General features: G+C 71.9%; 19 protein-coding genes. 5 read left to right on the top strand and 14 right to left on the bottom strand.

What is annotated here, in order from left to right; all coding sequences use genetic code 11:
• Window positions 1-16 precede the first annotated feature (16 nt).
• The 3 genes from ngcE (ACFYPH_RS26380) to ACFYPH_RS26370 are packed head-to-tail and all read right to left on the bottom strand — an operon-like array spanning window position 17 to window position 3182.
• Window positions 17-1456 (bottom strand): N-acetylglucosamine/diacetylchitobiose ABC transporter substrate-binding protein, encoded by a 1440-nt coding sequence (ngcE, locus tag ACFYPH_RS26380; protein ID WP_354858384.1) that lies wholly within the window; start codon window positions 1454-1456, stop codon window positions 17-19.
• Window positions 1457-1482: 26 nt separating this feature from the next.
• Window positions 1483-2232, bottom strand: a complete 750-nt coding sequence (locus ACFYPH_RS26375) for an SIS domain-containing protein (RefSeq protein WP_354858387.1) — start codon at window positions 2230-2232, stop codon at window positions 1483-1485.
• Window positions 2229-3182, bottom strand: coding sequence for a MurR/RpiR family transcriptional regulator (locus tag ACFYPH_RS26370; RefSeq protein ID WP_354858390.1), 954 nt, complete (start codon window positions 3180-3182; stop codon window positions 2229-2231). The genes ACFYPH_RS26375 and ACFYPH_RS26370 overlap by 4 nt, the downstream gene beginning before the upstream one ends.
• A 205-nt stretch (window positions 3183-3387) precedes the next feature.
• On the opposite strand from ACFYPH_RS26370, the gene ACFYPH_RS26365 reads away from it, so the two are divergent.
• The gene (locus ACFYPH_RS26365; RefSeq protein WP_387185466.1) at window positions 3388-4374 is read left to right on the top strand and encodes an N-acetylglucosamine kinase; all 987 of its coding nucleotides are present in this window, start codon (window positions 3388-3390) and stop codon (window positions 4372-4374) included.
• A gap of 199 nt (window positions 4375-4573) precedes the next feature.
• On the opposite strand, the gene ACFYPH_RS26360 is transcribed toward ACFYPH_RS26365, so the two are convergent.
• The 6 genes from ACFYPH_RS26360 to ngcE (ACFYPH_RS26335) are packed head-to-tail and all read right to left on the bottom strand — an operon-like array spanning window position 4574 to window position 9002.
• A complete protein-coding gene (locus tag ACFYPH_RS26360) occupies window positions 4574-4996 on the bottom strand; it encodes an SRPBCC domain-containing protein (RefSeq protein WP_354858394.1) in 423 nt (140 codons plus the stop codon).
• On the bottom strand, window positions 4989-5309 hold the full coding sequence (locus ACFYPH_RS26355) for a metalloregulator ArsR/SmtB family transcription factor (protein ID WP_354858396.1): 321 nt from the start codon (window positions 5307-5309) through the stop codon (window positions 4989-4991). The genes ACFYPH_RS26360 and ACFYPH_RS26355 overlap by 8 nt, the downstream gene beginning before the upstream one ends.
• A complete protein-coding gene (locus tag ACFYPH_RS26350) occupies window positions 5302-5679 on the bottom strand; it encodes a glyoxalase superfamily protein (RefSeq protein WP_354858399.1) in 378 nt (125 codons plus the stop codon). The genes ACFYPH_RS26355 and ACFYPH_RS26350 overlap by 8 nt, the downstream gene beginning before the upstream one ends.
• Window positions 5680-5725: 46 nt before the next feature.
• Window positions 5726-6625, bottom strand: a complete 900-nt coding sequence (locus tag ACFYPH_RS26345) for a carbohydrate ABC transporter permease (RefSeq protein ID WP_387185460.1) — start codon at window positions 6623-6625, stop codon at window positions 5726-5728.
• The gene (locus tag ACFYPH_RS26340) at window positions 6622-7530 is read right to left on the bottom strand and encodes a sugar ABC transporter permease (protein WP_354858404.1); all 909 of its coding nucleotides are present in this window, start codon (window positions 7528-7530) and stop codon (window positions 6622-6624) included. Before ACFYPH_RS26340 ends, ACFYPH_RS26345 begins: the two co-directional genes overlap by 4 nt.
• A gap of 59 nt (window positions 7531-7589) precedes the next feature.
• The gene (gene ngcE / locus ACFYPH_RS26335; protein WP_355067157.1) at window positions 7590-9002 is read right to left on the bottom strand and encodes an N-acetylglucosamine/diacetylchitobiose ABC transporter substrate-binding protein; all 1413 of its coding nucleotides are present in this window, start codon (window positions 9000-9002) and stop codon (window positions 7590-7592) included.
• 191 nt (window positions 9003-9193) lie between these two features.
• On the opposite strand from ngcE (ACFYPH_RS26335), the gene ACFYPH_RS26330 reads away from it, so the two are divergent.
• Window positions 9194-10651 carry an acyltransferase gene (locus tag ACFYPH_RS26330; protein WP_355139392.1) on the top strand — a complete coding sequence of 486 codons (1458 nt, stop codon included), beginning with the start codon at window positions 9194-9196 and terminating at the stop codon, window positions 10649-10651.
• On the opposite strand, the gene ACFYPH_RS26325 is transcribed toward ACFYPH_RS26330, so the two are convergent.
• Both ACFYPH_RS26325 and ACFYPH_RS26320 read right to left on the bottom strand, forming a co-directional pair.
• Window positions 10623-12110 (bottom strand): CoA-acylating methylmalonate-semialdehyde dehydrogenase, encoded by a 1488-nt coding sequence (locus ACFYPH_RS26325; RefSeq protein WP_387185455.1) that lies wholly within the window; start codon window positions 12108-12110, stop codon window positions 10623-10625. The genes ACFYPH_RS26330 and ACFYPH_RS26325 overlap by 29 nt on opposite strands.
• Complete coding sequence (locus ACFYPH_RS26320; RefSeq protein ID WP_355067155.1) at window positions 12107-13405, bottom strand: aspartate aminotransferase family protein; 1299 nt, start codon at window positions 13403-13405, stop codon at window positions 12107-12109. The genes ACFYPH_RS26325 and ACFYPH_RS26320 overlap by 4 nt, the downstream gene beginning before the upstream one ends.
• Here ACFYPH_RS26320 and ACFYPH_RS26315 point away from each other — a divergent pair.
• Entirely contained in the window at window positions 13404-14186 is a 783-nt protein-coding gene (locus tag ACFYPH_RS26315) for a glutamate cyclase domain-containing protein (RefSeq protein ID WP_355139388.1), read from the top strand. The genes ACFYPH_RS26320 and ACFYPH_RS26315 overlap by 2 nt on opposite strands.
• On the opposite strand, the gene ACFYPH_RS26310 is transcribed toward ACFYPH_RS26315, so the two are convergent.
• Window positions 14170-15084 (bottom strand): hypothetical protein, encoded by a 915-nt coding sequence (locus ACFYPH_RS26310; RefSeq protein ID WP_387185451.1) that lies wholly within the window; start codon window positions 15082-15084, stop codon window positions 14170-14172. The two genes, ACFYPH_RS26315 and ACFYPH_RS26310, sit on opposite strands and share 17 nt — an antisense overlap.
• A gap of 19 nt (window positions 15085-15103) precedes the next feature.
• Window positions 15104-15976, bottom strand: coding sequence for a hypothetical protein (locus tag ACFYPH_RS26305; protein ID WP_354858421.1), 873 nt, complete (start codon window positions 15974-15976; stop codon window positions 15104-15106).
• A gap of 88 nt (window positions 15977-16064) precedes the next feature.
• Here ACFYPH_RS26305 and ACFYPH_RS26300 point away from each other — a divergent pair, with 88 nt between their 5' ends.
• Window positions 16065-17033 (top strand): hypothetical protein, encoded by a 969-nt coding sequence (locus ACFYPH_RS26300; protein ID WP_387185448.1) that lies wholly within the window; start codon window positions 16065-16067, stop codon window positions 17031-17033.
• A gap of 19 nt (window positions 17034-17052) precedes the next feature.
• Here the strand turns inward: ACFYPH_RS26300 and murD are convergent, their stop codons facing one another.
• Window positions 17053-18402, bottom strand: a complete 1350-nt coding sequence (gene murD, locus ACFYPH_RS26295) for a UDP-N-acetylmuramoyl-L-alanine--D-glutamate ligase (RefSeq protein ID WP_387185445.1) — start codon at window positions 18400-18402, stop codon at window positions 17053-17055.
• A gap of 82 nt (window positions 18403-18484) precedes the next feature.
• Between murD and ACFYPH_RS26290 the strand changes: the two genes are divergently transcribed.
• The gene (locus ACFYPH_RS26290) at window positions 18485-19834 is read left to right on the top strand and encodes a hypothetical protein (RefSeq protein WP_354858427.1); all 1350 of its coding nucleotides are present in this window, start codon (window positions 18485-18487) and stop codon (window positions 19832-19834) included.
• The last annotated feature ends 52 nt before the right edge of the window (window positions 19835-19886 follow it).

Below are 19886 nucleotides of genomic sequence, written 5' to 3'. Positions count from 1 at the left end.
CCCTAGCTCCGATCGATCAGCGCTTGAACTTGGCGACCGAGCTGTCCTTCTTGATCGCGTCGGCGCGCTTCTGGATCCGCTCCACGAAGGCGTCCGCGTTGATCCGGCCGAACATCAGCTCGTTCGTGGCGCTGCGCGCCTCGGTGTCGAGCTCCTTGTACCAGCCGTCGAAGTACAGGTTGAACACGTCCTGCCCGGCCGCCTTGAGCGCGGCCTGCGAGCTGGCCACACCGGGCGGGAAGGCGAAGCCCTCCGAGCCGGCGGTGACCACGGTCGGGGCCTTGACCACCTCGGTGAAGCCCTTCGCGCCCGCCGTGGACAGCATCTGGCGCATGTACTCCAGGCCGCCCTTGGGGTTCTTGCTCTTCGCCGAGACGAAGTAGCCCTCGCCCGCGGTGGCCCGCAGCGCGGTGGCCGGCAGCTTGTCCGACGCGGTGAGGCTCGGCACCGGCATGAGCTGGTAGTCGAAGCCGGCCGGGGTGTCCTGCTTCTGCTCGCCCTCCAGCCAGTCACCGCTGGGGTACAGGGCCACCTTGTACTGGTTCTGCCGCAGCTGCACGTCGGTGTGCTTGAGCCCCTCGAAGCTCTTGTCGCTGAACTTCGCCCCGACCTCGGCCCACGCCGTGGCCGCCTGCTTGACCGCGTCCTGCTTCCAGGCGCCGTCCTCCAGGTTGTCGATGTTCTTCAGCACCTCCACGCCACCGATCTTGGCGGCCTGGGTGAGGATCACGTTCCACTGGTAGTACGCCGCGTTCGCCCCGGCGTAGCCGTACGGCGTGATGCCCTTGGCCTTGATGGCGGTGAGCAGCTTGATGAAGTCGTCCCAGGTCTTCGCCGGCGCCCAGCCGTTGTCCTTGAACAGCTTGGCCGAGTACCAGATGCCGAAGACGGTGGAGACGTAGTACAGCACGTACGGCTTGCCGTTGAACGAGCCCGCCTCGACGGTGCCCGGCACCACGGTGTCGCGGACCTTCTTGGCCGGGTCGTCGACCGACGGGGCGTCCCACAGCTCGGTGAGGTCCTGGAGCTGACCGTCGGCGACCAGCGCGCCGAAGTCCATCAGCTTCTCGCCCGAGTTGTTCACGAACTCCGGCGGGTTGCCGGACGCGAACCGCGGCTGGAGCACGGTGGAGATGGCCTGCGTGGACTGGTGCTTGATCTCCGCCTTGGGGAACGCCTTCTTGTAGAGCGGCTCGTGCACGTCGGTGGCGTACTTCTCGCCGTAGCCGCCGTTGAAGATGATCACCTCGATGGGGGCGTCCTCCTTGACGCCCAGCGGGTTGGTCGCGCTCTTGGTGCCTTCGGCGGCCTTCTCGTTGTCCTTGTCACCGCCGCTGCTCGTCGCGCAGGCGCTGAGCAGGCCGATGGCCGGAGTGGCGAGCATGCCCACGGCGGCGGCGCGACGCAGCACCGTGCGACGGTCGAGTGCGGCCGGGTGCTCGGGGGTAATCGACATCGTCGTCTCTCCTTGTGGAATTCGGGTCAGGCGGTGCGCCGGAGACGCCCGGCGTACCGCGACTCGAGGGCGTTGTTGTGCTCGTCCCCGCCGGGGACGTTGGCGGAGAGGTAGATAGGGGGTACCTCCCCGGCCTGATGGAACCGTCGTACGACCTCAGCGGTCAGCAACTGCGCCAGCAGCGCGGTGGTGACCGAGGAGACCGCACAGACCGCGCCGCCGCCCTCGAGCGGCAGCAGTGCGTCACCGTACGGCGCGCCGTTGTCCAGCACGACGTCGGCGAGGTCGGCGAGCCGTTGACCGGACGGGTGCCGTGGCGCCACCCGCGCGGTGTGCTCGACCGAGGTGACCGCGATCAACGGGTGACCGCGCTCGGTGACCAGCGCCGCCAGCTCGACCACCGAGCCGTTGATGCCGGACTGGGACGCCACCACGAACACGTCGCGCGGCTGGGGCGCCGCGAGGGCGTAGATCTGGTGGGCGATGGAGGGGTCGCGTTCCAGCTTGGGGTCGGCGAGCACGTCGCGCGGGGCGTCGCCGTGCACCACCAGGTCCCGTACCGAGAGCCGGTTGGTGGGGACCAGCCCACCGGCGCGGGCGACCAGCTCGGCGGCGAACGCCTCGGAGTGCCCGGCGCCGAACGCCTGGAGCACGCCGCCGGCGCGCAGGCTGTCGGCGATCAGGTCGGCGGCCCGGGTGATCCCGTCGGCCTCCGAGTCGAGCAGGCGGTCGAGCACCGGGCGGACGGCGTCCGCGTACCCCTGGGCACTGATCATGAGAGGGCCCCTTTCGCGGCCTTGTGCCCGTCGACGGCCTGCGCGGTGCGCCGGAAGGCCGCGTGGGCGCGGTCGTGGGTGCGCTGGGCGACGGCGATGTAGAGCAGGTCGAGCACCACCAGTTGCGGGTGGCGGGCGGAGAGGGCGTCCGGCCGGAAGGTGGTGGCCTGGCTGGCGGTGAGCAGCACGATGTCGGCCAGCTCGGCCAGCGGTGAGCGGGGAAAACCGGTGAGGGCGAGAGTGGTGGCGCCCCGGCTGCCCGCCTCGGCGAGCATCTCGATCGTCTCGCGGGTCTGGCCGGTGTGCGAGATGCCGAGCGCGACGTCGCCGACGCCGAGCAGCGCGGCGCTGGCCAGCCCCTCGTGCACGTCGCTCCAGGCCCAGGCGGCCACCCCGATGCGGTGCAGGCTGAACTGCATCTCCTCGCCGACCAGGGCGCTGCCGCTGGCGCCGAAGATGTTCACCCGGCTGGCGCCGGCGATGGCCACCGCGGCGCGTTCCACCTCGCCGAGGTCGAGCAGCGCGGCGGTGTCGTGCATGGCCCGGGTGTCGGCCGCCATGATCTGGTCGAGCACCCGCGCGAGGGGGTCGGTGGGCTGGATCTCGCGGCCGATGTCGACGGTCCAGCCGGCCAGGCGGGCCCGGCCGGTCTCAGCGGCGATGCCCAGCCGCAGGTCGGCGTACCCCTCGAAGCCCATCGCCCGGCAGAAGCGGGTGATGGTGGCCGGCGAGGTGCCACTGCGCTCGGCAAGCTCCACAATGGTGGAGCGCGCGGCGGCCTCCGGGTCGCTGAGGACGTGCTCGGCGACGCGGCGCAGCGCGCCGGTCAGCTCGGCGAGTCCGTTGCGCACCCGGGCCAGCACCCCGTCGGAGGGTGAGTTCCTCCGGTCGGTCACGTGGGCGTCGACCACCGCGGTCCCCGCGACGGTGTCCACCTCGTGATCAACCATGGGTCGCCTCACCTTTCCGAAAAGACTGTTAACTGTTAGTGGTAAAAGTTCTTACTGAACGGCCCTCTGTGTCAAGACTGTGGGCGAAGTTTTCAAACTGTTACCTGGCGCACAGCCCTCCGCGCCGGCCCGAAGTTGCCCTCCGCGGCGCCGCCGACCAGCATGAACAGGCCCAGCACCGCGCAGCGCAAGGAGGCCCGTGCCGATGTCCGACACCGTCGTGGTCGGTCTCGACGTCGGGGGTACGTCCACCCGGGCGACCGCCCTGACCCTCGCCGGCGAACGCCTCGGCACCGGCCGAGCCGGCGGCGGCAACCCCACCAGCCACGGCGCCGAACGGGCCGCAGCCGAACTGTCGACCGCGCTGCGCGCCGCGCTCGCCGACGTCGACCCGGCCCGGGTGGCCGCCGGCACCATCGGGCTGGCCGGCGCAGCCCGGCTGCTCGCCGACCCTGCCGGACGGGCCGCCTTCGACCGCGCCTGGCACGACGCCGGCCTGCGCTGCCCGTACGCCGTATACGGCGACGCCCTGGTCGCCTACGCCTCCGGCACCGCCGAGCCCGACGGGACGGTGCTCATCGCCGGCACCGGCGCGATCACCGCGCAGGTCGTCGACCTGCGACTCGACCGGACCGCCGACGGCCACGGCTGGCTGCTCGGCGACGCCGGGTCGGGCTTCTGGCTCGGCCGCGAGGCGGTCCGCCGGCTCCTCGCCGACCTGGACGCCGGCCACGCGCCGGGCACGCTGGGCGCGGCGGTGCTCACCGACCTGGTGGGCAGCGCCGACGTCGCTCCCCGCCCCCGCGACACCGTCGACGCCACGATCCAGGCGGTCACCCGCCGGCCGCCGATCGACCTGGCCCGGCTGGCGCCACTGGTCGTCACCGCCGCGACCGACGGCGAACCGGTCGCCACCGCGCTGATCGCCGAGGCCGCCACCCACCTCGCCGGGAGCGTCGGCCGGATCCGTCTCGCCGGGGCGACGACGCCGGTCGTGCTCGGCGGCGGGCTGCTCACCGCGGACACCCCGCTGGCCACCGCCGTCCGCGCCGAGATCGGCCGACGCTGGCCGTCCGCGCCCCTGCGCACCGCCGGTGACGGGGCCGCCGCCGCAGCCTGGCTCGCCGCCCGTGAACTGCCCGAGGTGACCGACCCGGCCGCCCTGCACGCCCGCCTCTTCCCCGCCCCCTGACCACCCCATCGCGCCCCGCCGGCGCCCACCGCGCCCCAGCCACACGCCACCTCGCCGCGACACGCGCCGGCGACGACGCCTCGCTGCGACGGGCAAGATCGCGCCCGATCCAGGAGGTAGTGGCCTCCCGCCGCGACGAAGGGACTCGTTCGAGGATCGAGCGCGACATGTCCGCGCGGGGCGCGATGCGGGCGCGGGGCTAGAGGGCGTCGAGGACCGTGGTGAGGCGGCGCCAGACGTGCGAGCGCCAGCCGCCGTCGAGCAGGGCGTAGGTACGCTGCTGGAGCGGGTCGTCCGGGTCGAAGCCGGAGTGTTCGAGGAACAGCCGGGTGCCGCGCCCCTCGGCGACGAGGGTCCAGGTCACCACGGTGTCCAGCGATCCGCCGCGCCAGGACCAGCACAGCAGGCGTTGCGGGTCCAGGTCGAGCACCTCGCAGTGCACGATGCCGTCGAACCCGGGGCGCGGGTCGGTGCGAAAGGTGAACCGGTGGCCGACGACCGGCACGAAGTCGGTCCGCATCAGCCAGCGCGCGATGAGATCAGGATCGGTCAGCACTCGCCAGACCTTGGCTGGCGGGTGCGGCAGGAACTGGTCCACCCGGATGGTGCCGCGCTCACTCATCGTCAAGCTCGTCCAGCACGTCGCGCAGCGCCCCGAGTCGACCGCGCCAGTACGCCTCGTACGGGCTGAGCCAGTCGGCGACCTCCTGCAGCGGCTCCGGCCGGAGCGCGTACAGCCGCTGCCGTCCGACCGGCCGCTCGACCACCAGGCCGGCCTCCTTGAGCACCTTGAGGTGCTCGGACAGGCTCGGCCGGCGCATGTCGAAGTGCTCGGCGAGCCGCTGCACCGGCTGCTGCCCGCCGTCGCGCAGCAGCCGCAGCAGCTCACGCCGGGTCGGGTTGGCCAGCGCCGCGAAGACGGCCGACTCAGACACGGGTCGCCTGGAGGACGATGCCGTTGCCGTCGGGGTCGTCGAAGGTGGCGTACCGGCCCCAGGGGGCGGACTGGATGCCCCCGTTGGCGAAGTCGACCCCCCGCTCCCGTAGCCGGGCGACGTCCGCGTCCAGGTCGTCGGTCTCCAGCACCAGGCCCTTGAGGGACCCGGGCGGCATGGTCGGGAACCAGGTCACCAGGGTGAGGGCGGTGGCGGCGCCCGGGGGCGCCACCTGCACCCAGCGCCCGCCGTCGGGGCCCATCGGGTTGTCCCGGACCAGGTCGAACCCGAGGACGTCGACGTAGAAGTCCCGGGCCCGATCCTGGTCGGTGACGGGTACGGAGAGTAGTTGCACGTGGGTCACGGTCATGCCGACCACAATAGGTAGGAGATTTCCTACCGGTCAAGCCGAGACCCTACTTGAGCTGGCCCGCGGTCAGGCCGGCCTGGACCTGCCGCTGGAAGGCCACGTAGATCGCCAGCACCGGCAGCACCGCGATACTCAACCCGGCGAAGAGCCGAGCGTAGTCCCCCGCGTAGCCCTGACTGACCGACAACGCGAACAGCCCCTGGGCGAGCATCCACTTGGACTCGTCGCCCTGCATCAGCACCTGCGGCAGCAGGAACTGGTTCCAGTGGCTGAGGAAGTTGAAGATCGCCACGCTGATCAGTCCCGGACGCGCCATCGGGAGCATCACCCGGAAGAAGAGCCGGAAGTGACCGCAGCCGTCGACCATGGCCGCCTCGGCCACCGAGGTCGGCAGGGTCCGGAAGAACGCGGTCAGGAAGAACACCGTGAACGGCAGCGAGTAGGCCGCGTACACCAGGATCAGTCCCGTCCAGGTGCCGAAGAGGCCGGCGTTGCGGACCACGAAGAACAGCGGCACCAGGGCGAGGAACACCGGGAACATGAGGCCGCCGACGAACAGGTAGTAGACGATCTGCCGGCCGCGGAACTCGTACCGGGCGAAGACGTACGCGGCGGCGGCGCCCATCAGCATGGTGAGGCTGACCGAGCCGGTGACCACCACGAGGCTGTTGAGGAAGTACCGGCCGATGTGCGCCCCGGTCCACGCGCGCGCCCAGTTGTCCCAGCTCAGCGACGCGGGCAGCCCCCACGGGTCGGCCAGGATCTCGCCGTTGGTCTTGAACGAGCTGAGGAACATCCACAGCAGCGGCAGGACGGTGAGCAGGCCCCAGAGCAGCAGGAAGCCGTGCGAGAGGGCGTTGGCGACGCCGAATTCCCGGCGGACGGGACGGTCCCGACCCGAGGTCGGCGTCGGCGCGGCGGCGGTGGGCTGGTCCAGTGTGGTCACGAGTACTCGATCCGATCGCGCCGGCCGACCCGCAGCGACAGCACCGCCACCGAGAGGGTCAGGAAGAACATCACCACGCCGATCGCCGAGGCGTAGCCGAACTTGGTCTCGCTGCCGAAGGCGGTGTCGTACATCCGTACGCCGATCACGTCGGTGGAGAAGTTCGGTCCGCCGTTGGTCATGAGCTGCACGAGGATGAACCCGTCCAGGGCGAAGATGGCCAGGTAGACCCAGGCGACCTGCACGGTGTCCCAGAGCAGCGGCAGGGTGATCCGCCGCAGCGTGGTGAACCGGGACGCGCCGTCGAGCAGCACCGCCTCGTAGATCTCCTTCGGCACGGCCGACATCGCGGCGCCGAACAGGACGACGTAGAAGCCGACGTTGCTCCACACCATCACCGCCAGCACACACCAGAAGGCGGTCGCCGGGTCGCCGAGCCAGGTCGGCGCGGGCAGGCCGACGGCGTGCAGCGCGCTGGTCAACAGCCCCTTGTTGGGGTGGTAGACCTCCTTGAACAGCAGCGCGATGATCACCACGGAGAGCACCTGCGGGAAGAAGTACACGGTGCGGTAGAACGCGCCACCGCGGACCCCGGTGACTCCGGCGCGGCCCCGGCGCCCGCCCAGGGCGAGCATGGTGGCGAAGAAGAGCCCGAACCCGATGGTCAGCACGGGCACCAGGGCCAGCAGGATCACGTTGTTCTTCAGCGCGTTCCACACGTAGTCGTCGTGCCACAGCGCCGTGAAGTTCGCCAGCCCGACCTGGTTGGCGTCGGCCGAGTAGCCGAGCCAGTCGGTGGTGGAGATCTGGAACGCCTGCAGGTACGGCGAGACGACGAAGAAGACGTACAGCAGCACCGGCGGCACCAGGAACGTGACGATCAGCGGCCACTTGCCATGTTTCACGGTGGACCTCTCCCGGAGTGCGACCGGTGGGGGCGCGCTCGCCCCCACCGGCCGGGCTGTCAAGCCGCTCGCTTGTACTTCTTGATCGAGCTGTCCTGGGCGATCGAGTCGGCGCCCTTCTGGCACTGGTCGAGGAACTCCGCCGGGCCGATCCGGCCGCTGAAGAACTCGCCGCACGCCGCGTCGACGAGGTTGCGCTCCAGCTTGCGGTAGTAGTTGTTGTAGACCCAGTTGAAGCCGTTGGCCCCGGACGCGTCGAGTGCCTTGACCACGGTCTTGAGCCCGTACGGCAGCTCGACGCCCTCGGTGGCGCCGGCGACCACGGTGAGGCTGGCGACCTTCTTCGTGAAGTCCTGCGCGCCCTTGCGCGACAGCATGGTTCGGAAGTACTCCAGACCACCGGCGACGTTGCGGGCCTTGGCCGGCACCATGAACGGCTCGCCCGCGGTGCCCCGGATCGCCTCGAACGGCAGCTTGTCGCCGCTGCCCAGGCTGGGGGTGGGCGCGATGGTCATGTTGAACCCGGCCGGGGTGACGTCCTTCTGCTCGCTCTCCAACCAGGAACCGCAGGAGATGAAGGCGGCCTTGCCCTGGCACCAGGCGGTCTGCGACTGCTTGTGGTCCAGGCCGGGCGAGCCCTCCAGGATGAACTTGTCCTTGACGATCTGGTGCCACGCGTCGGCGGCGGTCCGCATCGAGTCGGACTTCCAGGCGTTCGGCTCCAGGTTGTCGATCGCGGTCGCCACCGACGGCCCGCCGAGCTTGATCGCGGTGGCGATCAGCGGCCAGCTCATGTAGCGCGGGTGCAGGCCCGCGTACGTCCAGGGGGCGATGCCGGCCGCCTTGATCTGCTTGCACTGCGCGATGTGGTCGTCCCAGGTCTTGGCGTACTCCCACTTGCGTTCGGTGAACAGCTTCTCGGAGTACCAGATGCCGTAGGCGGTGTAGGTGTAGTTGAGCACCAGGAACGTGCCGTCGTACGAGCCGACCTCCACCGCGCCGGGCAGCAGGGTGTCCTTGACGGTCTTGCCGGGCACGTCGAGGCTCGGCGCGGCGAGCAGCTCGCCCAGGTCGGCGATGGCGTTCTGGCTGACCAGGCCGTTGAAGTCGATCTGGCTGGCGCCGGAGTTGTTGACCACGTCGGGTGGCGTGCCGTCGACGAAGCGCGGCTGAAGGGTCTTGCTGATCTCCTGGGTGGCGGAGTGCTTGATCTTCGCCTTCGGGTACTTCTCGGTGTACATGGCCTCGTGGGCCTTGGCGTACTCCTCACCGAACCCGCCGCCGAAGATCACCACCTCGAGCGGGGCGTCCTCTTTCACGCCGAGCGGGTTCTCGGCGCTCTTGGTGCCCTGGTAGGTCTCGGCATCGCCCTTGTCACCGCCGCCGGTCGCACAACCGCTCAGCAGACCGGCGGCGGGGGTGGCCAGCAGGCCGGCGGCGGCGCTGCGCCGCAGGATGTCACGCCTGTTCATCAGATCTCCTCGGGTCGGGTCGGGCGGATCGCCGGAAGTGGGGGGAGGCGTCCGCCGCGCGAGGCACGTCGATTCTCTTCAGTTAACGCGTTGCTGCTGAAGAATTTCTACGACAGGCCGGCCCGGACTTCAAGTCCTGACTGTCGAACCGTTATCACCACCGGCCGCCGTCGGTCGCCTAGCCTGAGGTGATGCGCCGTCTGCGCGACCTCGCCGACCGCACCCCGGCCGGACGGGAGCGGTACGTCGACCTGCTCCGCGCGCTCGCTATCACCATGGTCGTTCTCGGACACTGGGGCGTCACGGTGATCGGGCGGGACGCCTCCGGCCAACCCACCGGGCACTCCGCGCTCGGCGACCTGCGCTGGGCGTACCCGCTGACCTGGGTGGCCCAGGTGATGCCCGTGTTCTTCCTGGTCGGTGGCTACGCCAACGCGGCCTCGCTGACCCGGCTGCGCGCCCGGGGTGGCAATGCGGCGGACTGGCTGCTCGACCGCAGTGCCCGACTGGTCCGCCCCACGAGCGCGCTGCTGCTCGTGCTCACCGGGGCGGCGGCGGTGGCCCGGCTGCGCGGCGTCGACCCGACCCGAATTCGCGAGGTGGTCTGGTTCGCCACCATCCCCCTGTGGTTCCTGATCGCCTACCTGGCGGTCGTCGTGCTCACCCCAGCCATGTACGCGCTGCACCGCCGTCTCGGCCTGGCCGTCCCGCTGGTGCTGGTCGCCCTGGTGGGCCTCGGGGACCTGGCCCGGCTGACCGGGTCGGTGGAGCTGAGCTACGGCAGCTACCTGTTCGGCTGGCTGGCCATACACCAGCTCGGCTTCGCCTGGTACGACACCCGCGCCACCCCGCCGACCGCCACCGAGACCACGCCCGCAGCGCCGCCGACCACCGAGACCGCGCCACCGTCAGCCGCCGCCGACGACGCCGGCGGGCCGTCGGCTCCCGACCACCCGGGGGTACGCCGGCGGCGGCTGCCCACCTCCCGGCGGGCCGGGCTGGTGTTCCTGACCAGCGGGCTGGCCGCTCTGCTGCTGCTCACCGGGCCCGGCCCGTGGCCGGTGGCGATGCTGCACGTGCCCGGCGAGCGCCTGGACAACCTCAGCCCGCCCAGCCTCGCGTTGCTGGCCGTCGCCACCGCCCAGCTCGGCCTGATCCTGCTGCTGCGCCGGCCAGCGGAACGCCTGCTGCGCCGCACCGGCCCGTGGCAGCTGGTGATCGGGGTCAACCTGGTGGTGCTGACCATCTTCCTCTGGCACCTGACCGCCGCGATCCTGCTCATCGGGCTGCTCGACACGACCGGGACGCTGCCCACTCCGGCCGCCGGTTCAGGCGCCTGGTGGGCGTGGCGAGTCCCCTGGCTGCTGCTGCTCGCGGCCGTCCTGGCGGTGCTGGTCGCGATCTTCGGCCCGGTCGAGGCGCGCAGCGCCCGGCACCGCACCGCACGGCGGGTTGGCCGCAGCACCACGGCCCGCGCGGCGCTGACCGTGGCCGGGTACATCGCCGTGGTGGTCGCGCTGCTGATCAACAGCACGACCTCGCCGCACGCCCGGGAACCCTTCGGCACACCCGTCGCGGCGCTGCTGGCGTACCTGGCCGGGGCGGGCGTCCTGCGGTTGCTCAGGTCTGGGTGGGGAACCCGAGGTTGACCCCACCGTGGCGCGGGTCCAGCCACCGGCTGGTGACCACCTTGCCCCGGGTGAAGAACCGCACCCCGTCCTCGCCGTGCGCGTGCAGGTCGCCGAAGAGCGACGACTTCCAGCCGCCGAACGAGTGGTACGCCATCGGCACCGGGATCGGCACGTTGATCCCCACCATGCCGACCTCCACCTCGTGCTGGTAGCGCCGGGCCGCGCCGCCGTCGTTGGTGAAGATCGCCGTGCCGTTGCCGTACGGGCTGGCGTTGACCAGCTCCACCGCCTCGTCGTACGAGCCGACCCGGACCACGCTCAGCACCGGCCCGAAGATCTCGTCGGTGTAGATCGACATGTCCGGGGTCACCCGGTCGAACAGGGTCGGGCCGAGCCAGAAGCCGTCCGGGTGGCCGTCCGGCGTCACGTCCCGCCCGTCCACCACCGGCACCGCGCCGGCGGTCACCCCGGCGTCCACGTAGGAGCGCACCTTCGCCGCGTGCGCGGCCGTGACCAACGGACCCATGTCGCAGCCCCGTCGGCCGTCGCCGGTGCGCAGCCCGGTCACCCGGGCGGCGATCCGCTCGACGAGCGCGTCCGCCACCGGCTCCACCGCCACCAGCACCGAGATGGCCATGCACCGCTCCCCCGCCGAGCCGAACCCGGCGTTGACCGCCGCGTCGGCGGCCAGGTCCAGGTCGGCGTCGGGGAGCACCACCATGTGGTTCTTCGCCCCACCGAGCGCCTGCACCCGCTTGCCGGCGGCCGTGCCGCGTTGGTAGACGTACCGGGCGATCGGGGTGGAGCCGACGAACGACACCGCCCGCACCTCCGGGTGCTCCAGCAACGCGTCGACCGCCTCGGCGTCGCCGTTGACCACGTTGAGCACCCCGTCCGGCAGGCCGGCCTCGGCGAACCACTCGGCCAGCAGCAGCGCCGCGCTCGGGTCCTTCTCGCTCGGCTTCAGCACCACCGCGTTGCCGCAGGCCACGGCCACCGGCACGAACCACAGCGGCACCATCACCGGGAAGTTGAACGGGGAGATCACCGCGACCACCCCGAGCGGCTGCCGGATGGTGTACGAGTCGACCTCGGTGGAGACGTTCTCGCTGAACGCGCCGCGCAGCGCCGACGGCAGGCCGCAGGCGTACTCGATGACCTCCAGGCCGCGCTGCACCTCGCCGGCGGCGTCGGCGAGCACCTTGCCGTGCTCGGCGGTGATCACCTCGGCGAGCCGGTCCCGCCGGGCGTGCACCAGCTCGCGGAACGCGAACAGCACGGTCGACCGCTTCGCCAGCGACGCGTCGCGCCAGTCGCGGGCCGCGCGGGCGGCGGACCGCACCGCGACGTCGACGTCCGCGGTCGAGGCCAGCTCCACCTCGGCGGTACGCCGACCCGTCGCCGGGTCGAACACGTCACCGCGTCGCTCGGATGTGCCGCCGACCCGCTTGCCGTCGACGAAGTGGCCGATGCTCATGCCGCCACCTCCGCCGACGAACGGATCGCGTCGACCAGGATCGCCAGGCCCTCGCGGGCCTCCTCCTCGGTCAACGTCAACGGCGGTCCCATCCGCAGCACGTTGCCGTACAGGCCGCCCTTGCCGGCCAGCAGGCCACCGTCCCGAGCGGCTTCGAAGACCCGGTTGGTCAGCACCGGATCCGGCTCGCTGCCGCCCGGCCGGACGAACTCGACGCCGAGCATCAGCCCCTTTCCGCGTACCTCGGCGACGCAGTCGAGACCGCCCACCGCGGACCGCAGGCCATCGGCGAGGATCGCGCCGACGCGGGCCGCGTTGGCCTGGAGGTCGTGCGCGAGGAGGTAGTCGAGCACCGCGTTGCCGGCCGCCGTCGAGATCGGGTTGCCGCCGAAGGTGGAGAAGCTGATCCCCGGCACCGCCTGGAGCACCTCGGCCCGGCCGACCACCCCGGCGAGAGCGAACCCGTTGCCGACACCCTTGGCGAAGGTGAGCAGGTCCGGGGTGACGCCGTGCGCCTGGTAACCCCAGAAGTGCTCCCCGGTACGCCCCCAGCCGGTCTGCACCTCGTCGGCGATGAACAGGATGCCGTGCTCGTCGAGGACCTTCTTCCAGCCGGCGAAGAGCCCGTCCGGCGGGTGCACGAAACCGCCCACGCCCTGGATCGGCTCGGCGATCAGCGCGGCCACGTCACCGGCGGTCTGGGTGGCCAGCACCTCGCGCAGGTCCTCCACCGCCGCGTCGACCTGCTCCTCGGCGCTGAGCCGGGCCAGCAGACCGCGCACCCGGTCACCCGAGTGCAGCCAGGCCACCTGGAGCGGGTTGAGGCCGCTGGCCGACCAGTTGCGGTTGCCGGTGACACCCATCGCCGCGTACGACCGGCCGTGGTAGCTGTTGCGCACCGCCAGGACCTGGTGCGAGCGGCGGTAGTTGGTGGCGACCAGCAGCGCCGCCTCGTTCGCCTCGGTGCCGGAGTTGGTGAAGAACACCCGGGCGTCCGGAATGCCGGAGCGCTGGGCGATCTTCTCGGCCAGCTCCACCTGCTGGCGGATCAGGTAGAGCGTCGAGGTGTGCACGATGCCGGTGGCGAGCTGCCGCTCGACCGCCTCACGGATCTCCGGGATGTCGTACCCGATCATGTTGGTCAGCACGCCGCCGAAGAAGTCCAGGTAGGTGCGGCCCTGCGCGTCGGTGACCCGGCGGCCCGAGCCGGAGACCAGCTCGATCGGCTCGTCGTAGTAGAGGGGCATCCAGGACGGAAGCACGGCCCGGTGGCGGGCCAGCAGGTCGTCGGTCATGGTGGCAACCCTTCAGCGGCGTTCGTGGATACCGCACGCTCCCACCGCCGGCCCGCGCGAACAACTGTCAGGGTGTAGCGCAAGGCCGTTCCGGCCTGACAGCACGTCAACGGTTTCCGAGACAATCCCGCCATTTCACCGCTGTTTCGCGCAGCGTCAGCGGCCTACCGCCACTCGATCCGCAGCCTCGCCGGGCCCCGTTACCCTGGGTCCGTCCACTGTCGCCGGGGAGGCACGCGGCGACGAGTGGGCCGACGCCCTCCTGCCCCGCTACGGCCGCCTGACGCACCTCATCGCCTGCGAACGGGTCGGGCCCGGGATGGACGGTCGACCCCGCAACATGCGCGGCGAGGACATCGGCGCGCACACGGCCCCCCTGGACCGGCTCTACCGCGCCGGTTCGGCGTTTCGGATCGGCATCGGCGACGGCGGCAACGAACTGGGGATGGGCCTCCTGCCGGCGGAACTCGTCGGCCGGGTGGTCGCCTCGGGCGAGCTGATCCGGTGCGTGGTCGGCGCGGACGCGCTGCTCGTCGGCGGCACCTCCAACTGGGCCGCCGCAGCCCTCGTCGGCGCGCTGTCGCTGCTGCGCCCCGAGGTGCCCGAGCTTCGTACGCTGCTGGAGCCCGCGTGGTCGTCCGACCTGCTGACCGCGATCGTCTCGGCGGGCGCGGTGGACGGGGTACGCCGCCGCCCCACGCGCAGCGTCGACGGCCTCGGCTGGCCCGCGTATGCCGAACCGCTCGCCCAGATCGCGGACCTGGTCAGGAGCGCCCGCTAGGCGGGCTCACCGCACGGTGGCTGGCTGGCTCGGCCGCCGGCCGCAGCGGTCTCGACACGCGTCTCGGCGGACTGGCCCGGGCGGATCCGGGGCGGCGCAGCGGCAGGTGCAGGGCGGTGGCGACCACCGCGAATGCCGCCCAGCCGCTGCCCAGCGCGACGGCCGACGAGACGTCCTGCAGGTAGTGGTACGCGGTGAGGAAACCGACCAGCGCGAGGCTGTTGCGCGCGAAGTGCCCGCTGAACTCGACCAACTGACGGCGAGCCTCGACGGCGACCAGCACCCCCGAGTACGGGAATGTCACCACCATGCCGCGCAACACCGCGCCGAGCACCGCGGTGAGGATCGCCCCGACGAAGATGACCAGCAACTTGAGCAGCGCCGGCAGACCGTCCGGGCGACCTTCGGCCGGCGTCTCCGCGCGGGAGTCCGCGTCGCCGGCAGCGGCCGGTCCGGCAGCGGCAGCGTCCGCTTCGCCGGCAGCGGCGGCGTCCGCTCCGCCGGCAGCGGTTGCTGAGGCGACCCGCGTACGGGCTCGACGGCGCAGCAGGAGCATGGCCGCCAGCCAGAGCACGAGCGTGGCGCCGAGGGCCTCCTCGAACGGGATGTCGACGGCCAACAGACCTGCGCTCAGCGCCACGTAGACAGCGATCCCCGCGCCGTCGGCGAGCAGGATGGGCCAGCGCAGCCGCTGATGGGTGACCGCCACGGTGACGAAGAAGAGGTTGAGCCCGAGCACGCCGAGCACCTGCGCACCGCCCACCCCGTACGGCGTGCTGACCAGGGCGAGCGTCATCGGCAACGGAAGGCTGTAGACCAGCGCCCGGAGCCGGACCGAGCGGATCACGCTGACCGCCCAGACCACGGCCGTCACCAGCAGGACCGCACTCACCGTCATGGCTTCCCCGTCTCGGCCGTCAGTCCTGGAAGGTCGCGGCGTTCACGCAGACGTGGAACACGCGGGTGAGGCGCTCGACGTCCGTCCGGTTGACCGAGAACTGGTTCTCGCCGATCTCGCCGTGCGCGGTCATCCGGGCCTCCCAGCAGCTCGACCCGTCCCAGACTGTCAGATTGACGAGGAGCTGTGGACTGACCACACCGAAGGGCAGCAGACCCACCCGCGCCCCGGCCGCGCGCTGCCGCTGCACGAGCGCGGACAGCTCGTCGGTCAGCGTGGCGTAGACGAAGACCCGGGTGATCCGGACGCCCCGTTGCAGGGCCGCGACGTTCGCCTCCCAGTACCGTCGGCCGATCTCGCTGCGCCACCAGCTCAGCTCCCCGCTCACCCGGGGCATCACGTTCGTCAGCGCGTCGAGCCGGTGCACGCAGCCGCGGGTCGCACCGACCAGGTCCTCGTCCTCGTCGCCGCGGCGGATGATCCGCCCCTGCGCGAGCTGCTCGGCCTCCAGCCGGAACTGCTCGTAGCGCCGCTGCGCCTCGGCCGCGACCCGCGTGCCCGCGTGCTGCTCGGCTGCCTCACGCATGGCCGCGGCCAGCTCCGTGGTGGTGTGGACGAGCCACGGCGGACCGTCCAGCAACGTCCGCAGGTGAAACCGGCGCTCCGCGCGGGCCAGCGAGTCCACCAGCAGCGAGATGGTGATGCCCATCAGGCCGGCCAGCAGCGACTCCACCCCGGAGGCGGCGTTGGTGAGGTCGAGCATGACGCTGAGGGTGATCGACAACGTGATGCCGACCAACGCCACCGGGTCGGTGTGCGCCACCAGACGCGCGAAGCCGTCGGAGGCGCCGCCGCGCTCCCGGGGCCGCCGACGGGCCACGTCACGGACCATCGAACTCCCCCAATCCGCCGGTGCCGCCAGGGTAGACGCCAGCCACAACCCGCCGGCCCCGGCGGACCGGAGCGGTAGCATCCGGCACGTGCAGAGCGCGGATGCGGCCCCGTCGACCGACACGGTCGCCGAGCAGATCACGGCGGACGTCCGGGCCTGGGTCGACTCCACTGCGCTCCGCGGCCTGGTCCGGCACTTCGGCGGCGACTGGCCGACCGGCGACCTCGCCGACGTGCTGCGGTTCCTCGACGACTTCTCCGCCCGGCACTGGGACTTCCGGCAGGGGCGCGAACGCCCGGACGCGCGGGAGCCGACCCTCGACGCGCTCACGTCCAGGCTGGTCCTCGACGCGGCCGCCGCGCTCGGCATGGCGCGTACGGTGCCGCCGGCCCGCCCGGCGTACGCCCACCTGGTCGTGCTGGGCGGCCTGGCGCACGCCTGCGTGCGTCGCGTCGCGTACGCCGCGCACCTGCTGCGCGCCGGCCTGCGGGTGACCGGCGAGGTCGCCGTGCTGGGCAGCTTCCGACCACTGTCCGAGTGGGAACGCGCCACCCTCGCCGACGCGGGCCTGCCCCCGGACGAGACCGAGGTGGACGTGCTGGAGACGGCGGTCCGGCAGGTGTTCGGGGTGACCGCCCCGACCGAGCAGGACGGCGTCGACGCCGGCCACCCCCACCACTCCTGGTCGTCGCGGACCTACCGGCCGACGGGCCTGCCACCGGTACGGGTGCTGGCCGCGCCGTCCAGCGAACCCGACCGGCGACGCGCCCACACCGCTGACACCCAGCGGTTCTGGGCCGGACACGTCCGGCTCGCCCCGGGTGACGAGGCGCTGATGGTCACCGCGCCGATCTACGTGCCGTTCCAGCACTGCGACGCGCTACGCACCCTGGCCGTGCCGTACGGCTGCGCCATCGAGACCGTCGGGGTGGACCCGACGCTGGCCGACCTGGCGGTGCTGCCCGAGCAGACCCTCACCCCCGGGCGGTACCTGCAGGAGATCCGCTCGGCCATCCGCTCGTTGCGCGCCCTGCACCACCAGGTCGCCCGGCGGTGACCCGACGATCCGCCGGGCCCTACGCCCCGGCGGTGTCGGCGACGGCCTGGGCGAAGACCTCGGAGCGGTGCTCGAAGTTGCGGAACCGGCCGTAGCTCGGGGCGGCCGGGGACAGCAGCACCACCCCGCCGGCCGGGGTCACCTCCCGGGACAGCCGGACCGCGTCCACCAGGTCGTCGACCAGCTCCGTCCGCACCTTGGGCAGGCCGTCGAGCGCCGCGACGATGCGGGCGCCGCTGTCCGGGATGCCGATCACGGTCAGTTCCCGCTCGGCGAGGTGCTCGGCCAGCGGCGTGTAGTCCAGCCCTCGGTCGGTGCCGCCGACGATCACCGTCAACGGTCGCCCGTCGTACGCGTCGATGGCGTGCATGGCCGCGTACGGGCTGGTGGCCAGGGTGTCGTCGACGAAGGTCAGGCCGGACGGGTCGGTGATCTCGGTGAGCCGGTGGGCCAGCCCCTGGAACTCGGCCACCGCGACGGCCAGGTGGTCCTTGGCGGCCACCACGTCGATGCCGAGCGCGTCGAGCACGGCGAGGGCGACGCACAGGTTGCCCTCGTTGTGCCGGCCCACCAGCGGCAGCACGGCGCGGGGGAAGAGCGGCTGGTCGCTGAGGTGGAACCAGGGGGTGCCGTCCGCGCCGGTGGCGACGTTGGTGGTGTCGGGGCGGCCGGCCCGCACCGCCGGCAGCTCCCCCAGCTCGGCGGCGAGCCGTGGGTCGGCGCCGTTGACCACGATCGTCTGCGGATCGTGGGCGAGCAGGTTGAGCTTGTCGCGGTAGTACTCCCGCTCCCCGCCGTGCGCGTCCAGGTGCTCGGGGAACAGCGCGGTGACCACGGCCACCCGGGGCGAGTCGGTGAGGTCGCTGCACTGGTAGCTCGACAGCTCCAGCACGTACAGCTCCGCGTCGGGCAGGTCGAGGGTCGGCACCCCGATGTTGCCGCCGAAGACGTTCGGGCGGCCCATCGCGGTGAGCAGGTGGCTGATCAGGCTGGAGGTGGTGCTCTTGCCCTTGCTGCCGGTCACCCCGACGGTGCGCGCGGCGTGGTCGGCCATCCACAGGGCGGTGCCCTGGGTGACCGGCACGCCGCGTCGGCGCAGCTCGACCAGCCAGGGATGGGTCTGCGGCACGCCGGGCGAGCGGACCACCACGTCGGCGGCGGCCAGCCGGGCGAAGCCCGCCTCGCCGGTGACCAGCGGGGCCGCCTCGGCCAGCGGCCCGTCCCAGGGCAGTGACAGGAAGTTGGCGCTGTCGTCGACGGCGACCAGCTCGGCGGGGCCGTGCGCGGCGATCGCGGTCACAGCTGCCCGGCCCTCCCGGCCGGTCCCCCAGACGGCGACGGTACGTCCGCGCAGGTCAGACAGGCGCACTGGGCTCTCCTCGGGGTCACGGCGGCGGCAGGGCGGGGGCCGGTCCGGACACGGCCGGACGAACCAGGGCCTAGTATGGCGTGTGCCCAACGAGCAGCTCCGGCGGATGGACGCCTTCACCTTCCCGTCCTACTCGATCGACTTCGCCACCGGCGAGGTGTTGTTCGACTACGCGCTGACCGGCCCGGCCGGTGAGCAACGGTTCACCGAGGTGATCACCCTTCCGTTGCCGGCGCAGCCGCCGTCGGACGAGACCGTGGCCACCCTCGGCCGGGTGCTGGAGGTGCTGCACCTCGTCGCCGGTGTGAGCTACTACAAGGTCGCCGCGCCGCCCCGGCTGGTGCTGCCGGCGCCGCTGGGCGCGGCCACCGTCGACTACGTCACGGCCGTCTACACCAAGGGCCTCGCGGAGTACGCGTACCGCAACCAGTTGCCGCACGTGCTCGAGGTGCGCCCGCAGGTGCCGGCCGGCTCACCGGAGTCGCCGCGCGTCTACGACAACTCCGATCGTCGCCCCCTCTCCGCCGTCGGCGGCGGCAAGGACTCGATCGTGAGCTTGGAGGCGCTGCGCCGCGCCGAGCTGGACCCGGTGCCGTTCTCGGTCAACCCGAACCACGTGATCGTCTCGGTCAACGAGGCGTCCGGGCTGACCCCCCTCGCGGCCCGCCGGCGCATCGACCCGGTGCTGTTCGACCTGAACGCGGCGGGCGCGCTGAACGGGCACATCCCGGTCACCGCCATCAACTCGCTGATCGCAGTGGCGACGGCGGTGCTGCACGGGCTCGGCCCGGTGGTGATGTCCAACGAGCGCTCGGCGTCCGACCCGAACCTGGTCTGGAACGGCCACGAGATCAACCACCAGTGGTCCAAGGGCGTCGAGGCCGAAGGGCTGCTGCGGGGGGCGCTGGCCGAGCACGCCGGCCTGACCGAACCGTACTTCTCGCTGCTGCGTTCGCTGTCCGAGCTGCACATCGCCCGGCTGTTCGCCGAGTTCACCCGGTACGACGACGTGGTGACGAGCTGCAACCAGGCGTTCAAGCTGCGCGACGCGTCCGAGCGCTGGTGCCGGGACTGCCCGAAGTGCCGGTTCGTCTTCCTCGCGATGGCGCCGTTCATGCCCCGCGAGCGGGTCACCCACATCTTCGGCGGCGACCTGCTGGCCGACCCGGAGCAGATCCCCGGCTACCGGGAGCTGCTGGGCGTGGACGGGCACAAGCCGTTCGAGTGCGTGGGCGAGGTCGAGGAGTCGGTGGTGGCTCTCGGCCTGCTCGCCGAACAGGACCAGTGGCGCGACGCCCCAGTGATCAAGGCACTGGTCGAAGCCGTACCGGAAACGGCCTGGTCCGCGGTGGCGACGTCGGACGTCTTCACTCCCGGCGGCCCCAACCACATCCCCCCAACCTACGCAAAAGCCCTAACCTCCCTGTCCTAACCCCCTCCCCCTCCCCCTGCCCCCCTGCTCCTACCCCCGTTGATCATGAAGT

The sequence above is a fragment of the Micromonospora sp. NPDC005252 genome (assembly GCF_042872475.1).
In the GTDB taxonomy this organism is placed as follows: domain Bacteria; phylum Actinomycetota; class Actinomycetes; order Mycobacteriales; family Micromonosporaceae; genus Micromonospora.
Note: the sequence above shows the minus strand (reverse complement) of the source record. Positions and strands in the feature narration are given on the sequence as shown.

Excerpts from the sequence above, each read along its gene's own strand:
- ACFYPH_RS26330 (WP_355139392.1), top strand. The coding sequence starts at position 9,194 with ATGCGCCGTCTGCGCGACCTCGCCGACCGCACCCCGGCCGGACGGGAG.
- ACFYPH_RS26370 (WP_354858390.1), bottom strand. The coding sequence starts at position 3,182 with ATGGTTGATCACGAGGTGGACACCGTCGCGGGGACCGCGGTGGTCGAC.
- ACFYPH_RS26360 (WP_354858394.1), bottom strand. The coding sequence starts at position 4,996 with ATGAGTGAGCGCGGCACCATCCGGGTGGACCAGTTCCTGCCGCACCCG.
- ngcE (WP_354858384.1), bottom strand. The coding sequence starts at position 1,456 with ATGTCGATTACCCCCGAGCACCCGGCCGCACTCGACCGTCGCACGGTG.
- ACFYPH_RS26375 (WP_354858387.1), bottom strand. The coding sequence starts at position 2,232 with ATGATCAGTGCCCAGGGGTACGCGGACGCCGTCCGCCCGGTGCTCGAC.
- ACFYPH_RS26350 (WP_354858399.1), bottom strand. The coding sequence starts at position 5,679 with ATGACCGTGACCCACGTGCAACTACTCTCCGTACCCGTCACCGACCAG.
- ACFYPH_RS26365 (WP_387185466.1), top strand. The coding sequence starts at position 3,388 with ATGTCCGACACCGTCGTGGTCGGTCTCGACGTCGGGGGTACGTCCACC.
- ACFYPH_RS26320 (WP_355067155.1), bottom strand. The coding sequence starts at position 13,405 with ATGACCGACGACCTGCTGGCCCGCCACCGGGCCGTGCTTCCGTCCTGG.
- ACFYPH_RS26305 (WP_354858421.1), bottom strand. The coding sequence starts at position 15,976 with ATGGTCCGTGACGTGGCCCGTCGGCGGCCCCGGGAGCGCGGCGGCGCC.
- ACFYPH_RS26315 (WP_355139388.1), top strand. The coding sequence starts at position 13,404 with ATGGTGGCAACCCTTCAGCGGCGTTCGTGGATACCGCACGCTCCCACC.
- ACFYPH_RS26310 (WP_387185451.1), bottom strand. The coding sequence starts at position 15,084 with ATGACGGTGAGTGCGGTCCTGCTGGTGACGGCCGTGGTCTGGGCGGTC.
- ngcE (WP_355067157.1), bottom strand. The coding sequence starts at position 9,002 with ATGAACAGGCGTGACATCCTGCGGCGCAGCGCCGCCGCCGGCCTGCTG.
- ACFYPH_RS26325 (WP_387185455.1), bottom strand. The coding sequence starts at position 12,110 with ATGAGCATCGGCCACTTCGTCGACGGCAAGCGGGTCGGCGGCACATCC.